The following is a 15,225-nucleotide window of genomic DNA, read 5'->3' as shown; positions in this document are numbered from 1 at the left end:
CGGACAGAGGTTGTCGGGTATCCGAGGTTTCCTGGGGCCATGGAAAACCAAGACACGGCGACCACGCCGACAGCACCCCCGGCGCGGGCCTGGAGCGCGTTCCACCAGGCCGAGCCGCGGTTCGCCGCCCTCACCGAGGCCCGCTTCAAGAAGTACCGGCACCAGGTCCTCGGCACCCTGCGCAAGGACGGCTCGCCCCGGGTGACCGGCCTGGAGGTGGAGTTCCGGGACGGTGAGCTGCTGCTCGGCATGATGCCCGGCTCGATGAAGGCCCTCGACCTGCTGCGCGACCCGCGCTGCTCGCTCCAGGCCAACCCGGGCCCGGACGCCGAGATGGCCGACGGTGACGTACGGGTCAGCGGGCGCGCCGTGCGGGTCACCGATCCGTCGGCGCTGGCGTCCTTCGTCGAGCAGGTGACCCCGCCCGAGCCGTTCCTCCTCTTCCGCGTCGAGCCGACCGAGGTCGTGTACACCGGCATCGAGAACGAGGAGATGGTCCTGCGCGTCTGGCGGCCCGGCACCGCGCTGCGCACCCTCAGGCGCGGCAGCGGCGAGGGGTCGGTGCGCGAGGACGCCTGAACCGCGAGCGCTGTGAGCTGTGAGTCGTGAGTCGTGAGCCGTGAGCCCTGTGTCGTGAGACGCCGGCCGTCGCGCGTTACAGTCGCCCGGGCATGCGACGGGTTCGAGAGACCGAGGAGAGTCCATGAGCGGCGAGCACGACGGCGGCACGGTCACACTCATCACCGGCGGGGCGAGCGGGATCGGCGCCGCGACCGTCCGACGGCTCCTGGCCGCCGGGAACCGGGTCGCGGTCACCGGCCGAGATCAGGGAAGGCTGGACGCCTTCGCGGCCGAACTGGACGCGGGGGAGCGGGTGTTGGCGGTCGCCGCCGACACCACCGACCTCGCGTCCATCGGCGCCGCGGTCGAGGCGACGCTGAAGACGTTCGGACGGCTCGACCACGTCGTGGCGAACGCCGGGTTCTCCACCCACGACACCCTCGCCGACGGCGACCCCGACCACTGGCGCGAGATGCTGATGGTCAACGTGCTGGGCCCCGCCGTCCTGGTGAAGGCCGCGCTGCCCGCGCTCACCGAGAGCGGCGGCCGCATCGTGATGGTCGGCAGCACCGCGGGCATCAAGAACACCCCGGGCAACATGTACTCGGTGACCAAGGGCGCGCTCACCTCGCTCGCCGAGAACACCCGTGTCCTGGTCACCGGATCGGGCGTCGGCGTGACCCTGGTCGCACCCGGCCGGGTGGACAGCCCGTTCTGGGAGAGCCACCCCGCGGGCGTGGTCCCGGACGGACCGGCGATGGCCCCGGACCAGGTGGCCGAGGCCGTCGTCTGGACGCTCGCCCAGCCTTCGGGGGTCGAGGTCAACCAGGTGGTGGTCCGCCCCACCGGCCAGATCCACTGACCCCCCGCTCAGCCCGCGAGGACCTGTGCCCGGCACTCCCCGGGTGAGCCCCACGCGTCCCTGAGCGGCCGTGCCTTGCGCAGCCACAGCGACAGGTCGAGCTCCTGGGTGTAGCCGACCGCGCCGTGCAGGTGCAGCGCGGTGCGGGCGGCCCCGTACGCGGCCTCCCCGGCCGTCACCTTCGCCGCGGCCACCTCGCCCGGCGCGAGCGACAGCGCGGCCCCGTACAGCAGCGGCCGCGCGAACTCGATCGCGACCAGGGTGTCCGCGAGGCGGTGCTTGACCGCCTGGAACGAGCCGATCGGCGCCCCGAACTGGGTGCGCTGCTTGACGTACGCCACCGTCCGGGCGAGCAGCGCCTCGGCGACTCCGAGACACTGCCCGGCCACCGCGAGCCGCGCCCACCCGGTGGCGTACGCGACGGCATCCTCCAACTGTGGCCCCGCGTACAGCAGTTCGCCACCCGGCAGCGGTCGCGCGAGGCGCCTGGCCGGGTCGGCCGACGGCTGGACGGGGCCGTGCCCCGGGGCGAGCCGCAGCTCCTGGTCCGCGACGGTGAGCACCACGTCCGCCGCGTCCGCGTCGAGTGCGTACGGGCCCCCGCCCGGCCGCGGCACGCTCGCCGCGCACGCGCCCGAGGCGATACCGGGCAGCAGCCGTTTGGCCGGGCCCTCCTCGCCGAGCTCCGCGAGCCGGGCCAGCAGTGCGGCGGCGGCCACCGTCTCCACGACCGGACCCGGCAGCGCGTGCCTGCCCAACTCCACGCATGCCAGGGCGAGTTCGACCGAGAGCATCCCGAGCCCCTCGTACTCCTCGGGCACCCCGAGCGCGAACACCCCCGCGCCAGCGAGCCGCGACCAGAGGGCCCGGCCGGGTCCCGCGTCCCCCGCGGACCAGGCCCGGATCGCGGCGGGCGTGTCGGCGGCGCTCAGCATCGCGTCCAGGGAGCGGGTGAAGTCGAGCTGTTGCGAGGTGAGCAGAAACCTCATCGGCGCCCCTTCGGCAGGCCGAGCAGCCGCTCGGCGATGATGTCGCACTGGATCTCGTTCGTCCCGGCGTAGATCGGACCGGCCAGCGAGAAGACATGGCCCTCGGCCCAACTCCCGTGCGCGGGGGCCTCGTCGGCGTCGTCCGACAGTTCCCCGTACGGGCCGAGCAGATCGAGCGCGCATTCGTGCAGGGCGATGTCGTACCGCGACCAGAACACCTTGTTGAGGCTCGACTCGGCGCCGATCGCACCGCCCTCGGCGAAGCGGGAGGCGCCCGCGCAGGTGAAGAGCTGATAGGCGCGCGCCCCGATCACCGCGTCCGCGACCCGGTCGCGCAGTGCGGTGTCCGCCGGGTCGCCCGCCGTGCGCCACAGCTCCACGAGCCGCGCGGCCGAGGCCAGGAAGCGGCCGGGGGAGCGCAGCATCAGGCCGCGCTCGTTGCCGGTCGTCGCCATGGCGATCCGCCAGCCCGCGCCCACCTCGCCGATCACGTCCCCGTCCGGCACGAAGACGTGGTCGAGGAAGAGTTCGGCGAAGGCGGGCTTGCCGTCGAGGCGGCCGATGGGGCGCACGCCCACCCCCGGCGCCCGCAGGTCGAACATCAGACAGGTCAGGCCCTGGTGGGGCCTGGCGGCCTCGGGGTCGGTACGGAAGATGCCGAAGGCGCGGTCGGCGAACGCGGCCCGTGACGACCAGGTCTTCTGTCCCGAGAGCAGCCAACCCCCGTCCGTACGGACGGCCTTGGACCGCAGGGAAGCGAGGTCGGAGCCCGCCTCCGGCTCGGACCAGGCCTGCGCCCAGATCGTCGCGCCGCTCGCCATGTCCGGCAGGATCCGTGCCCGCTGCTCGGGCGTCCCGTGGTCGAACAAGGTGGGCGCGAGCAGGTTGATGCCGTTCTGCGAGACGCGCCCGGGGCCGCCCGCCGCGAAGTACTCCTCCTCGAAGGCCAGCCACCGGAAGATGTCGACGTCCCGGCCCCCGTACTCCTTCGGCCAGGACACCACCGACCAGCGGTCCGCGAACAGCCGCGCCTCCCAGTCCCGGTGGGCGGCGAAGCCGGCTTCGGTCTCCAGCGAGGGAAGCGGTGCGGGCGGCACGTGCGCGGCGAGCCAGTCGCGCGCCTCGGCCCGGAAGGCCTCCTGGTCGGGCGTGGGGTCCAGGTCCATGGGTACGGCACACCATCCTTCCCTAACAAGTGTTTGGTAGGTTAACGTGGCGCCGTGACGGACAACAAGGCTCAGGCGGCGGCCGGCGAAGCTCGGACGGCGGCCAACACGGCTCAGTACGTGCCCGGCCATGCCCTGCTCGACGGCCGTACCGCCGTCGTCACCGCGGCGGCCGGCGCCGGGATCGGCGGGGCCACCGCCCGCAGGTTCCTCGAAGAGGGCGCCCGCGTCGTCATCGGCGACGCCCACGCCCGCCGCCTGAAGGAGACCGAGGAGGCGCTGGCCGCGGAGTTCGGCGCGGACCGCGTCGCCTCCGTCCCCTGCGACGTGACCGACGAACAGCAGGTCGCCGCCCTCCTCGCGCTCGCCGAACACGAACACGGCGGGCTCGACATCGTGGTCAACAACGCGGGCCTGGGCGGCACTTGCTCCCTCGTCGACATGTCGGACGAGGCCTGGTCCAAGGTCCTCGACGTCACCCTGAACGGCACCTTCCGCTGCACCCGGGCCGCCCTGCGCGCCTTCAGGGACAGCGGCCGGGGCGGCGTGATCGTCAACAACGCCTCCGTCGTCGGCTGGCGCGCCCAGGCCGGCCAGGCCCACTACGCCGCCGCCAAGGCCGGCGTCATGGCGCTCACCCGGTGCGCCGCCATCGAGGCCGCCGAGTACGGCGTGCGCGTCAACGCCGTCGCACCCAGCCTCGCCATGCACCCGCACCTGGTGAAGGTCACCTCCGCCGAACTGCTCGAAGAGCTCACCGCCCGCGAGGCGTTCGGCCGCCACGCCGAACCGTGGGAGGTCGCCAACGTCATCGTGTTCCTGGCCGGCGACTACTCCTCCTACCTCACCGGCGAGGTCGTCTCCGTCAGCAGCCAGCACGCCTAGCCGGGGCAGCACAATGGTCAGGTGCCGACGAACAAGAAGAAGACGCAGGTGACCGCCTCGCCCGAGCGGCGGCGCGAACTCCTGGCCACCGCGGCCGAGGTGTTCGCCGCCCAGGGCTACAACGCGACCACCGTGCGCCGGATCGCCGACGAGGCGGGCCTGCTCGCGGGCAGCCTCTACTACCACTTCGACTCCAAGGAGTCGATGCTCGACGAGATCCTCTCGACCTTCCTGAACGAACTCTGGGAGGGCTACGACGCCGTACTCGCCGCCGGACTCGGCCCCCGCGAGACCATCGAGGCCCTGGTCACCGAGTCCTTCCGGGAGATCGACCGGCACCGCGCCGCCGTCGCGATCTACCAGAAGGAGTCCCGGCACCTGGCCGCGCTGCCCCGCTTCGGCTATCTCACCGAATCCCAGCAGAAGTTCGAGAAGGCCTGGCTGGGAACGCTGGAGCGGGGCGTCGCGGCGGGCGCCTTCCGCACCGACCTCGACATCCGCCTCACCTACCGCTTCGTGCGCGACACCGTGTGGGTCGCCGCGTCCTGGTACCGGCCCGGCGGCGGACACAGCCCGGAGGAGATCGCCCGCCAGTACCTCTCGATGGTCCTGGACGGAATCGCCGTACGCACCTGACCCGCATCCGCACCTCACCCACCCGCCCCATACCCGCCCGCGCACCTGAACCGCATCCGCACATGACTCGCATACGCACGCAACTCGTATACGCATCTGGGGAGTTGACATGGCCGAGGCCTATATCGTCGAAGCGGTACGCACTCCGGTGGGCCGGCGTGGCGGAGGGCTCTCGGCGGTCCACCCCGCCGACCTCGGCGCCCACGTACTGAAGGCGCTCGTCGAACGCTCCGGCGTCGACCCGGCCGCCGTCGAGGACGTCGTCTTCGGCTGCCTGGACACCGTGGGCCCGCAGGCCGGCGACATCGCCCGCACGTCCTGGCTGGCGGCCGGCCTGCCCGAAGAAGTGCCCGGCGTCACCATCGACCGCCAGTGCGGCTCGTCCCAGCAGGCCGTCCACTTCGCCGCCCAGGGCGTCCTTTCCGGCACCCAGGACCTGGTGGTGGCGGGCGGCACCCAGAACATGTCGATGATCCCGATCGCGTTCGCCTCGCGCCAGGCCGCCGAACCGCTCGGCCTGACCGACGGCCCCTACCTCGGCAGCGAGGGCTGGCGGGCCCGCTACGGCGACGTACCCGTCAACCAGTTCCACGGTGCGCAGCTCATCGCCGAGAAGTGGGGCATCACGCGCCGCGCCATGGAGGAGTTCGCCCTCCGCTCGCACCAACGGGCCCTGCGAGCCATCGACGAGGGCCGCTTCGCGCGCGAATGCGTCGCGTACGGCGACGTCGCCACGGACGAGGGGCCGCGCCGGGACACCACCCTGGAGAAGATGGCGGCGCTGCGGCCCGTCCTGGAGGGCGGCACCATCACCGCGGCCTGCTCGTCCCAGGTCTCCGACGGCGCGGCCGCCCTCCTGATCGCCTCCGACCGCGCCGTCGCCGAACACGGCCTGACCCCGCGCGCCCGCGTCCACCACCTCTCGGTACGCGGGGAGGACCCCATCCGCATGCTGTCCGCGCCCATCCCCGCCACCGCCCACGCCTTGAGGAAGACCGGGATGAAGATCGGCGACATCGACCTCGTCGAGATCAACGAGGCCTTCGCCCCGGTCGCGCTCGCCTGGCTCAAGGAGACCGGAGCCGACCCGGACCGCGTCAACGTCAACGGCGGCGCGATCGCGCTCGGCCATCCGCTGGGCGCGACCGGCGTGAAACTGATGACGACCCTGCTGCACGAACTGGAGCGCACCGGCGGCCGCTACGGCCTCCAGACGATGTGCGAGGGCGGCGGCCAGGCCAACGTGACCATCATCGAACGCCTCTGACGCGACCTCCCCGTCCGTGACGTGGCCCACGGACGGGCCGCGGGGGGCCGTGCTATCGTGGTGCCTGTTGCAGTTTTGGTACCCATATACTTTATGTGCGCCTGACGGGAATGATCCTCAGGCGCATTATTTGTTTCCGGGGTTTCTCCGGATGGGCTCAATGCGGCGACGAGGAATCCGTAAATCCGCGGATTTCCGGAACTGCCCCTGTCTTAGGAGAAATGACATGGCTACTGGCACCGTGAAGTGGTTCAACTCGGAAAAGGGCTTCGGCTTCATCGAGCAGGACGGCGGCGGCCCCGACGTCTTCGCCCACTACTCCAACATCGCCTCCTCCGGCTTCCGTGAGCTCCTTGAGGGCCAGAAGGTCTCCTTCGAGGTCACCCAGGGCCAGAAGGGCCTCCAGGCGGAGAACATCGTTCCCGCCTAATCGCCGACGAGGCGTATTTTGCAGCCGCTGATTCAGCGGCTCGCGAATTTCGCAGCCGGGGCCCGCACCCTCAGGTGCGGGTCCCGGCTTGTGCTGTCTTGTCCCAGGAAGGCAAATTCCGTATGACGCGCATGACCAGCAAGCGCCCCGGTGCCGGTTCCGGTGCCGGTACCGGCTCCCGTTCCGGTTCCGGTTCCAGTTCCGGTGCCCGCAGGAGCTCCGGCCGCCCCGCCGCCAAGTCCGCCAAGTCCGCCAAGGGCCGCACGATGGCGCCGCAGGGCGAGTTCCAGCTCCCGGAGACCCTCACCCCCGCGCTGCCGGCCGTCGAGGCCTTCGCCGACCTGGACATGCCCGCGGCGCTGCTCAAGACGCTCGACGCGCAAGGCGTGACCGAGCCCTTCCCGATCCAGGGCGCCACCCTGCCGAACTCGCTCGCGGGCCGCGACATCCTCGGCCGCGGGCGCACCGGCTCCGGCAAGACCCTCGCCTTCGGCCTCGCCCTGCTCGCCCGCACCGCGGGCCGGCGCGCCGAGCCCAGGGCGCCGCTCGCCATGGTCCTGGTACCGACGCGCGAGCTCGCCCAGCAGGTCACCGACGCGCTCACGCCGTACGCCACGGCCGTGAACCTGCGCCTGACCACCGTCGTCGGCGGCCTCTCCATCACCAAGCAGGCCAACGCGCTGCGCCGCGGCGCCGAGGTCATGGTGGCCACCCCGGGCCGGCTCAAGGACCTCATAGAGCGGGGTGACTGCTCGCTGGAGAACGTGGGCATCACCGTCCTCGACGAGGCCGACCAGATGGCCGACATGGGCTTCATGCCGCAGGTCGTGGCGCTGCTCAAGCAGGTCGAGCCGGACGGTCAGCGCATGCTGTTCTCGGCGACCCTGGACGCCAACATCGACCGCCTGGTCCGGATGTTCCTCACCGACCCGGTCGTGCACTCCGTCGACCCGTCGGCCGGCGCGGTCACCACGATGGAACACCACGTCCTGTACGTCATGGACGAGACCGACAAGAAGGCCGTCACCACGCGGATCGCGGCCCGCGACGGCCGCGTGATCATGTTCCTGGACACCAAGCGTTCGGTGGACCGGCTGGTCAAGCGGCTCCTCGCGAGCGGGGTCCGGGCGGCCGGTCTGCACGGTGGACGCTCCCAGCCGCAGCGCAACCGCACCCTTGACCAGTTCAAGAACGGCCAGGTCACCGCGCTGGTCGCGACCAACGTCGCCGCGCGCGGCATCCACGTCGACGACCTCGACCTGGTCGTGAACGTCGACCCGCCGACCGACCACAAGGACTACCTCCACCGCGGTGGGCGCACCGCTCGGGCGGGCGAGTCGGGCAGCGTCGTCACGCTGGTCCTGCCGGACGAGAAGCGCGAGATGACCAAGCTCATGTCGTTCGCGGGGATCAGGCCGCGCACGGCCGAGATCAAGTCGAGCTCCGAGGAGCTCGTCCGGGTCACGGGCGCGCGCGAGCCGTCCGGCGTCCCGGTCGTCATCGAGGTCCCGGCCCAGCCGGAACCGAAGAAGGCCTCCGGTGGCCGCAGCCGGGGCGCGCGCGGCGGCCGCGCCCAGGGCTCGGGCCGCGCCCAGGGCTCGGCCCAGGGTGGTGCCGCCTCCCGCGGCCAGGGCGGCCGGGGTCAGGGTGCGGCTTCCCGTACCCAGGGCGGCTCAGCCTCCCGTGCCCAGGGTGGTTCAGCCTCCCGTGCCCAGGGTGGTTCAGCCTCCCGTGCCCAGGGTGGCGGCGCACCCCGCACCCAGGGCGGGTCGGCGGCTCGCTCCGCGGGCGGGCGTGGGCGCGGACAGGGCGGCGCGGGCCGGGGCCGGGCCGGAGCCTGATCTCCTTCGACAGCCGCAAGCCCCGCCCCTTCGAAAAGCGAAAGGGCGGGGCTTGCTGGTGGCGCTCGCGACGTTCAGCTGACGCCGAGCTCTCCGGCCTTGATGCTTCCTACGAAGGAAGAGAAGGCATGCGTACGGAGGCTCAGGGCAGGGCCGTTGGGTGCCTTGGAGTCACGGACGGGGACCAGGCCACGCGTGGCGGCGAGGTTCGTGGCGACCTCGATGCACTGGCCGCCGTTGCCGCTGTACGAACTCGTGAACCAGCGGGGGGATTCGGTCGTCACTTGAAACCCTTTCCTACTTGCTCGATCAGGGCCAAGGACGCCGCTTGAGGCAGCGCCTCGGCTTGAAGCTGATGGTACGCCTTCAATATGGGCACGACAGCGGCATTGTCCCGCTCCAGGTTGCTCCGCTGCGCCGACTCGGCGTAGGACATGATCGAGCGGTCCGGCATGGTCAACAGGGTCACCGGCAGGCTGAACGGTCTGCGTGCTCCCATCGTGAACGGGGCGACCTGGAGCAGCGTGTGCGGCATCTCCGCGAACTCCAGCAGACGGGCGAACTGAGCCTCCATGACTGAAGAGTCCCCCATCGGCCTGCGGATGCAACTCTCATCCAGTACAGCGTGGATCAAGGGGGACGGGGTGCGAGCCAGGATGGCTTGACGCCGGATCGCCAACTCGACGCGTTCCTCCGCCTGTTCGGGCGTACTTGCCTCTCGCCGTACTGCGTCTGCCTCCAATGTCGCCGCGTACTCCCTGGTTTGCAGCAGGCCGGGGATGACACCCACTTCGTACAGCCGCAGCTCTACGGCCCGCGCTTCGTGCGTGACGTACTCCGGGAATCCCTCCAGCAGGGAGCCCTGACGCATTTTCCGGAACTCGTGCTCGAACGCGTCCGCGCTGCCGGTGAGGCGGAACACCCGGTCCGCGCTACGCGAGAAGCGAAGAGTCGCAGGCTTCCGACCAGTTTCGACCGCCGAGATATGCACGCTGGAGTAGTCCATGAGATCGCCGAGGTGGTCCTGCGTCCAGACCCGACCCTCCCGCAGGCTGCGCAGACGCGCCCCGTAAGCCTCCTGTGGTGAGCCGTCCGGCGTCAACTCCTTCCGGTTCAAGGGCTGTTCACCGACCTTTCGTTCCGATCCAACAGATTGAATGGTTCCCTCGTCTGGGCCACGCTGACTCCCCCTGGTAGTGATTTCGCTACGGAGAGGAGTTGTCGTGTCTGGTGAGGATAGGGCCGTCGGGGGTCCGCCGGCGCCGACTTGTCGTCAATGCCCGGCCGAGGAAGCCGTCGAGTACGCGGTGGATACGGCGAACGGCGACAGGATCGGCGTCGTGCAGGAGCGCTTCACGGGGAGCGTGTACCTGCGCCCGCCGGGTGGCGGCGTCGAGTGGGCCACCCGGCCCGAGGCTCTGCGGCCCCTGTCGGCCGCCGAGCCCGGCCGTGCGCAAGTGCTCAACTCACCCGTGAAAAGGGGTTGTTGATGCGCCGGACGTGGTTCCGATGAGCACCCGGGCGACGGCTCGGTACGTTCGCTACCGGGTCAGCTCCCACCCGGACGGCGGGCTGAGCGTCTCGGTGTACTGCCTGGCCGACCGCTGCTCCTGGAGCGTGCTGCCGACGGCCGAGCACGAGAAGGCGAGTCAGGAGATGCTCCACCACACGGCCGACTCGGGGCACGCGCTGTTCTCGCGCACGGTCCAGGACATGGCGGTGGTGACCTTGGCCGATCCGGCCGAGCAGGAGCGGCGGGCCGAGGCGAACGTGCTGGAGTACCAGCACCTGGGCGGGGCGGCCGAGGACGCGGGGACCGGATCATGATGCTGGACCTCGACGCCCTGCGGACCACGGACTTCCGCAGACCACGACCCGGCCCCGCCGGCCCCGGGCGCTGCCCCGCGTGCGCGATGGTCGTCGAGATCATCAAGGAGGTGTGCGCATCCCGGGACCCGGCGCTCCTGGAGGTCTGCGTCGAACTCGGCTTTGTGCACGCGGTGGTCGGGCACCCGTGGGACCGGAGCGAAGAGCGCCGCTACTTCCTCGCTCGGCTGCGGGGCGAGGAACCCGATCCGGACTAGGCCACCATCCGGGCCCGCAGTCCCGCCAAGTCGGGCAGGGTCAGTCCCAGCCCCCGCGTCAGGTACCCGTACAAGTCCCCGTACTGCGTGGTGAGTTGGGACAGCGCCGCGTCGAGGTAGTCGACCCGTACCTCCTGGAGCGGGATGAGCAGATCCGGGTTCTGCATCACCCCGGACTGCTTCAGGCCGGCCCGGAGTGCCGCGTCCGCCGCCGCCCGGAAGGTGTTGGACGCAAGGTAGTCCGTCTGGGCCGTCGCGGCGGGTACGCCCACCGCGCGCAGCAGCAGGTAACTCAGCCACCCCGTACGGTCCTTGCCCGAGGTGCAGTGGAGGAGCAGGGGGCCGTGGCCCGCGGCCAGGTCCTTGAGGGTCGCCCCGAACTGGGCGCGGGCGGCGGGGTCGGAGACGAAGGCCCCGTACACCGTGCGCATCAGTGCCTCCGCCTTGCCGTGGCCCAGCATCGCGTCCTGCGTCGCCGGATCCCGCGACCCGATCGCGGTCAGCATCTGTGCGTACAGACCGCTGTCGGTGACCGGACGCGAGGTCGGGGTGAGCCCGGAGGGCAGCCGGTCGGGGCCGTCGTACTGGAGCTCGAACGGTGTGCGGAAGTCGACCACTTCGCGCAGCCCGAGCCGTCCGAGCGTCGCCAGGTCCGCGTCCGTCACCTTGTTCAGCGCGTCGGCCCGGTAGGCGACCCCGTACCGGACCCGCGCGCCGTCGTACGTCCCGTAGCCGCCCAGGTCGCGGACGTTCACCGCGCCCTGGAGTACGACCTGGTGGACCGGTGAGGCGGTGCGGTGCTGCGCGGCGGCCGCCGCCGGCGTGGGTGCGGGCAGCGCACCCAGTGCCAGTGCCAGGGCCGTGGCGAACGCGGCGACCGCGCCTCTGGCGACTCGTGTCACCCTTCGGGTGGAATGGTTCATGGCGATCCATCAACTCCCTTGTGCGATCGGGTCGTTACTGCACGCTTCGCAACGCGCCCAGCGTGCGCGCCGCCTCGTCCATCACCCGGCCGACCAGCTCCGCACAGCTCGGCAGGTCCTCGATCAGCCCGGCCACCTGACCCGAGGCCATCACCCCGAGGTCCGTGCGGCCCTCGACCATGGACGCCCGCAGCAGCATCGGCGTATTCGCCGCGAGCAGTATCTGACTCCACGTCAGTTCCTTGCCGTGTCTCATCGCCAGGCCGTCGCGCACCAGTTGGGGCCAGGACAGGCCGGAGATCCTGCGGAATCCGCGTGCCCGCCGTACCGCCTGCACGAGGGCGCGAGTGCGGCCCGCGGTCTCCAGGGACCTGACGAGCTCCGTGCGGAGCATGCGGTGCGGCAGGCCGTCCACGGCCGTGGTCACCGTGACGTCCTTCACCGTCGCCTCCAGGTACTTCGCCTTCACCGCGTCCGGCACCGTCGAGTCGGAGGTCAGCAGGAAGCGGGTGCCCATCGCCACGCCCGCCGCGCCGTAGGCGAGCGCCGCCACCAGACCCCGGCCGTCGTGGAAGCCGCCCGCGGCGATCACCGGAATGTCCACGGCGTCCACGACCTGCGGCAGCAGCACGGTCGTCGCCACCTCGCCGGTGTGCCCGCCGCCCTCGCCGCCCTGCACGATCACCGCGTCCGCCCCCCACGCCGCGACCTTCTCGGCGTGCCGGCGGGCGCCGATGGAGGGGATCACCACGACCCCCGCGTCCTTCAGCTCGGCGATGAGTTCGCGGGAGGGGGCGAGCGCGAAGGACGCCACGCGCACGCCCTCCTCGATGATGATCCGCACCCGCTCGCGGGCGTCGGCGGCATCGGCCCGCAGATTGACCCCGAACGCCTCTCCGGTACGGGACTTGACCTCGCGGACCGCCCCCCGCAGCTCCGCCGTCGTCATCGTCGCGGAGGCGAGAATGCCGAGGGCGCCCGCGTTCGCGGTGGCCGAGACCAGGCGGGGGCCCGCGACCCAGCCCATGCCGGTCTGCACGATCGGATGCCGCACGCCCACCAGTTTGGTCAGGGCCGTCCCGATACGGGGGTCCCCGGGCGCGGCGGTCACGGCCGCACCTCGCGTTCGCGCAGCCCGTCCGGGTCGATGACCTCGCGGATCAGGCGGAGCTCCGCGGCGGTGGGCTCCCGGGTGTACGCCGGCCCGTCCGCCACCGCGAGCTCGAACCCCGTCGCCTCGCGGACCTCGTCCAGGGTGACCCCGGGGTGCAGCGAGGCCAGCCGCATCGAGTGGTCCGGGGTCGCGAAGTCGAAGACGCCCAGGTTGCTCACCACCCGCGGGATGCGGTGGTAGCGGGTCGCGGAGGGTCCCGCGGCCGCCGCGCTGTCGTATCCCACGCCGCTGATCATGTCGACCTTCGGCACGAACACCCGCGTCGAATGCTTGGGCACCCAGTAACTCACCGGATTGTTCAGGGTGTTGACCGGCGCGCCGCGCACCCCCAGGAGCTGTCGGGCGGGCCGCTCCCAGGGGCCGATGCAGGAGATGTTCTGGTTGCCGAACCGGTCGATCTGGCTCGCGCCCATCATGACGTGCCGCCGCCCGCCGGTCACCATCGTCAGGTGCCGGCGGTAGGGCAGCCAGCCCTCCGGCCTCCCGTCGAGTCCGATCAGCATCGCCTCGCCGTCGGTGAGCAGCAGGTCGGGGGAGAAGGTGCGCCGCGCGAGCCGGGCCCCGACCGAGGGGATCAGGCCCATGGGGCTGGCAAGCACCTCCCCGTTGTCGCGCCAGGCCTCGGCGCAGGCGATCACGCAGTACTCGGCGCGGGTCACCCGCACGGCGCTCGTCGTCACTTCTGCTCCTCGTGCCAGCTCTGCACCGCGGACTGGTAGGACTTCTCGTCGGGCCCGGACAGGAAGCGTTCGGCGAACTCGGCCCAGGGGGTGCTCGCGTAGAGCTTCTGGAACGGCTCGTCGCGCCCGTAGTCGGGAACGCAGGACGTGAAGTGCGCGCCGTTCGGGCACTCCACGACCCCGGTGACCGCGTACCTCCCCACCAGCAGGGACTGCGGCACCACGGCCCCCGGGCCGCCTCCGTCGCCGGCCCCGAAGCCGTCCACGATCCGCTCGCAGGAGACGTACGCGCTGTCGGCGGCCTCGCAGAACAGGTCGTCGAAGTACGGGTCGGGCCCCAGGTACTGGCCGTTGCCGAGCCGGTCGGCACGGTTGAGGTGGACGAGTGCCGCGTCCATGCGCAGGGCGGGCATCGCGACGAGGGTCTCGCCGTCCTCGTACGGTGAAGTGACCGTCCGCAGCCCGGGGTTGACCCGCATCACGTCCGATCCGATGCCCGCCCGGACCGGCAGGAACGGCAGCCGGTTCGCGGCCGCGTGCAGCCCCCACATGAACATCGCCTCGTCGACCTCCGTCAGCTCGAAGGCGCCCGCCTGGCGCGCGGCGCGGAAGTGCGGCTCCAGGGGGATCGAGTCGAGCGTGGCGAACGGCGCGACCAGTCTGCGGATGCGCCCGGCGGCCGCGAGCAGGCCGACGTCCGGCCCTCCGTACGAGATCACCGTGAGGTCGGTGACGGGGGAGCGGAGCAGGGCGCGCACCAGCGCCATCGGCTTGCGGCGCGAGCCCCAGCCGCCGATGCCGAGCGTCATGCCGCTGCTCAGCCGGGCGACGACGTCCTCCGGCGTCATGGTCTTGTCCGTCACGAAGAGGCCTCCTCAGTGGCCGCCGCTGTCGTCGTGTGGCGTGTTCCGGGTGTCCCGGCTGTCCCGGGTGTCCCGGGTGTTTCGGGCGGCCCGCTCGGGCCGGGGGTGCCGGACGGGCCGCCCGTGCCGAACGTGTCGCGGACCCGGTCCGCGACGCCGCTGAGGCCCGCCTCGAAGGTGAAGCCCTGCTCGAAGCGGTAGCTGCGGCGTACGTCCACCGGGTCGATGCCGTTGATCGCGGCCTTCGCGAGGCGGATCAGCGTGCCGTCCTTGCGGGCGATCTCGGCCGCCAACTCCAGCGCTTCAGCGGCCAGTTGTCCGCGGGGGACGACCTTCCACACCGAGCCGTGGGCGTGCAGCTCCCGGGCGGTGACGGTCCGCGAGGTGTAGTAGAGCGCCCGCATCAGATGCTGCGGGACCAGGCGCGCGAGGTGGGTGGCGGCGCCGAGCGCGCCCCGGTCCAGCTCGGGCAGGCCGAAGACGGCGTCCTCGCTCGCCACGATCGCGTCCGCGTTGCCGACCAGGCCGATGCCACCGCCGAGGCAGAACCCGCCGACCGCCGCGACGACCGGCACCTCGCACTCGTACACCGCGGCGAAGGCCTCGTAACAGCCCCGGTTCGCGCCGATGAGGGCGGCGTGGCCCCGGTCGCGCTGCATCTCCTTGATGTCGACCCCGGCGTTGAAGCCGCGGCCCTCGGCGGCGAGCACCACGCACCGGTTCTCGGGGTCGCGGCCGGCCGCGCGCACCGCGTCGGCCAGCTCGTACCAGCCGTGCACCGGCAGGGCGTTGACGGGCGGGAAGTCGACCGTGACGAGGCAAATGCCTTTCGCGGGGCTTGCGGTGGAGACACCCATGGGCGGA

18 protein-coding genes are annotated in these 15,225 nt (G+C 71.7%); 9 read left to right on the top strand and 9 right to left on the bottom strand.

Translation table 11 applies throughout. The features are described 5' to 3' along the window. Positions 1-39 precede the first annotated feature (39 nt). Together ACFYNP_RS31585 and ACFYNP_RS31580 are read left to right on the top strand one after the other, a co-directional pair. Positions 40-579 carry a pyridoxamine 5'-phosphate oxidase family protein gene (locus ACFYNP_RS31585; RefSeq protein WP_388790337.1) on the top strand — a complete coding sequence of 180 codons (540 nt, stop codon included), beginning with the start codon at positions 40-42 and terminating at the stop codon, positions 577-579. A gap of 124 nt (positions 580-703) precedes the next feature. Next, entirely contained in the window at positions 704-1,423 is a 720-nt protein-coding gene (locus ACFYNP_RS31580; protein WP_388790335.1) for an SDR family oxidoreductase, read from the top strand. An 8-nt stretch (positions 1,424-1,431) separates the two neighbouring features. Here ACFYNP_RS31580 and ACFYNP_RS31575 read toward each other — a convergent pair whose 3' ends face one another. Beyond that, positions 1,432-2,412 carry an acyl-CoA dehydrogenase family protein gene (locus tag ACFYNP_RS31575; protein ID WP_388790332.1) on the bottom strand — a complete coding sequence of 327 codons (981 nt, stop codon included), beginning with the start codon at positions 2,410-2,412 and terminating at the stop codon, positions 1,432-1,434. Next, positions 2,409-3,578, bottom strand: coding sequence for an acyl-CoA dehydrogenase family protein (locus ACFYNP_RS31570; protein ID WP_388790330.1), 1,170 nt, complete (start codon positions 3,576-3,578; stop codon positions 2,409-2,411). Before ACFYNP_RS31570 ends, ACFYNP_RS31575 begins: the two co-directional genes overlap by 4 nt. A 54-nt stretch (positions 3,579-3,632) precedes the next feature. On the opposite strand from ACFYNP_RS31570, the gene ACFYNP_RS31565 reads away from it, so the two are divergent. The 5 genes from ACFYNP_RS31565 (at position 3,633) to ACFYNP_RS31545 (ending at position 8,637) form a co-directional block, all read left to right on the top strand. Further along, positions 3,633-4,463 (top strand): SDR family oxidoreductase, encoded by an 831-nt coding sequence (locus ACFYNP_RS31565; protein WP_388790327.1) that lies wholly within the window; start codon positions 3,633-3,635, stop codon positions 4,461-4,463. A gap of 21 nt (positions 4,464-4,484) precedes the next feature. Continuing rightward, positions 4,485-5,099, top strand: coding sequence for a TetR/AcrR family transcriptional regulator (locus ACFYNP_RS31560; RefSeq protein ID WP_388415281.1), 615 nt, complete (start codon positions 4,485-4,487; stop codon positions 5,097-5,099). 109 nt (positions 5,100-5,208) lie between these two features. After that, entirely contained in the window at positions 5,209-6,366 is a 1,158-nt protein-coding gene (locus tag ACFYNP_RS31555) for an acetyl-CoA C-acetyltransferase (protein ID WP_388790324.1), read from the top strand. 226 nt (positions 6,367-6,592) lie between these two features. Continuing rightward, positions 6,593-6,796: a cold-shock protein gene (locus tag ACFYNP_RS31550; RefSeq protein ID WP_030362889.1), complete on the top strand. Its 204-nt coding sequence runs from the start codon at positions 6,593-6,595 to the stop codon at positions 6,794-6,796. A 131-nt stretch (positions 6,797-6,927) separates the two neighbouring features. Then, a complete protein-coding gene (locus ACFYNP_RS31545) occupies positions 6,928-8,637 on the top strand; it encodes a DEAD/DEAH box helicase (RefSeq protein WP_388790472.1) in 1,710 nt (569 codons plus the stop codon). Positions 8,638-8,711: 74 nt separating this feature from the next. Here ACFYNP_RS31545 and ACFYNP_RS31540 read toward each other — a convergent pair whose 3' ends face one another. Further along, positions 8,712-8,921, bottom strand: a complete 210-nt coding sequence (locus ACFYNP_RS31540; RefSeq protein WP_388415289.1) for a DUF397 domain-containing protein — start codon at positions 8,919-8,921, stop codon at positions 8,712-8,714. Beyond that, positions 8,918-9,754 carry a Scr1 family TA system antitoxin-like transcriptional regulator gene (locus ACFYNP_RS31535; RefSeq protein WP_388790321.1) on the bottom strand — a complete coding sequence of 279 codons (837 nt, stop codon included), beginning with the start codon at positions 9,752-9,754 and terminating at the stop codon, positions 8,918-8,920. The genes ACFYNP_RS31540 and ACFYNP_RS31535 overlap by 4 nt, the downstream gene beginning before the upstream one ends. Positions 9,755-10,146: 392 nt before the next feature. Here ACFYNP_RS31535 and ACFYNP_RS31530 point away from each other — a divergent pair, with 392 nt between their 5' ends. Next, positions 10,147-10,464 carry a hypothetical protein gene (locus tag ACFYNP_RS31530; RefSeq protein WP_388790318.1) on the top strand — a complete coding sequence of 106 codons (318 nt, stop codon included), beginning with the start codon at positions 10,147-10,149 and terminating at the stop codon, positions 10,462-10,464. Further along, positions 10,461-10,721 carry a hypothetical protein gene (locus ACFYNP_RS31525; protein WP_388415300.1) on the top strand — a complete coding sequence of 87 codons (261 nt, stop codon included), beginning with the start codon at positions 10,461-10,463 and terminating at the stop codon, positions 10,719-10,721. The genes ACFYNP_RS31530 and ACFYNP_RS31525 overlap by 4 nt, the downstream gene beginning before the upstream one ends. On the opposite strand, the gene ACFYNP_RS31520 is transcribed toward ACFYNP_RS31525, so the two are convergent. The 5 genes from ACFYNP_RS31520 to ACFYNP_RS31500 are packed head-to-tail and all read right to left on the bottom strand — an operon-like array spanning position 10,718 to position 15,218. Next, positions 10,718-11,644 (bottom strand): tyrosine-protein phosphatase, encoded by a 927-nt coding sequence (locus ACFYNP_RS31520; protein ID WP_388790316.1) that lies wholly within the window; start codon positions 11,642-11,644, stop codon positions 10,718-10,720. The two genes, ACFYNP_RS31525 and ACFYNP_RS31520, sit on opposite strands and share 4 nt — an antisense overlap. A 34-nt stretch (positions 11,645-11,678) precedes the next feature. After that, positions 11,679-12,755, bottom strand: a complete 1,077-nt coding sequence (locus ACFYNP_RS31515; protein ID WP_388790313.1) for an NAD(P)H-dependent flavin oxidoreductase — start codon at positions 12,753-12,755, stop codon at positions 11,679-11,681. After that, the gene (locus ACFYNP_RS31510) at positions 12,752-13,498 is read right to left on the bottom strand and encodes a CoA-transferase subunit beta (protein WP_388415309.1); all 747 of its coding nucleotides are present in this window, start codon (positions 13,496-13,498) and stop codon (positions 12,752-12,754) included. The genes ACFYNP_RS31515 and ACFYNP_RS31510 overlap by 4 nt, the downstream gene beginning before the upstream one ends. Beyond that, positions 13,495-14,361, bottom strand: a complete 867-nt coding sequence (locus ACFYNP_RS31505; protein WP_388790311.1) for a CoA transferase subunit A — start codon at positions 14,359-14,361, stop codon at positions 13,495-13,497. The genes ACFYNP_RS31510 and ACFYNP_RS31505 overlap by 4 nt, the downstream gene beginning before the upstream one ends. Further along, complete coding sequence (locus ACFYNP_RS31500) at positions 14,358-15,218, bottom strand: enoyl-CoA hydratase family protein (RefSeq protein ID WP_388790308.1); 861 nt, start codon at positions 15,216-15,218, stop codon at positions 14,358-14,360. Before ACFYNP_RS31500 ends, ACFYNP_RS31505 begins: the two co-directional genes overlap by 4 nt. Positions 15,219-15,225: the final 7 nt, after the last annotated feature.

The organism is Streptomyces sp. NPDC006691, assembly GCF_042869955.1.
GTDB lineage: Bacteria > Actinomycetota > Actinomycetes > Streptomycetales > Streptomycetaceae > Streptomyces.
This window is presented reverse-complemented; position numbering and strand designations above follow the sequence as displayed.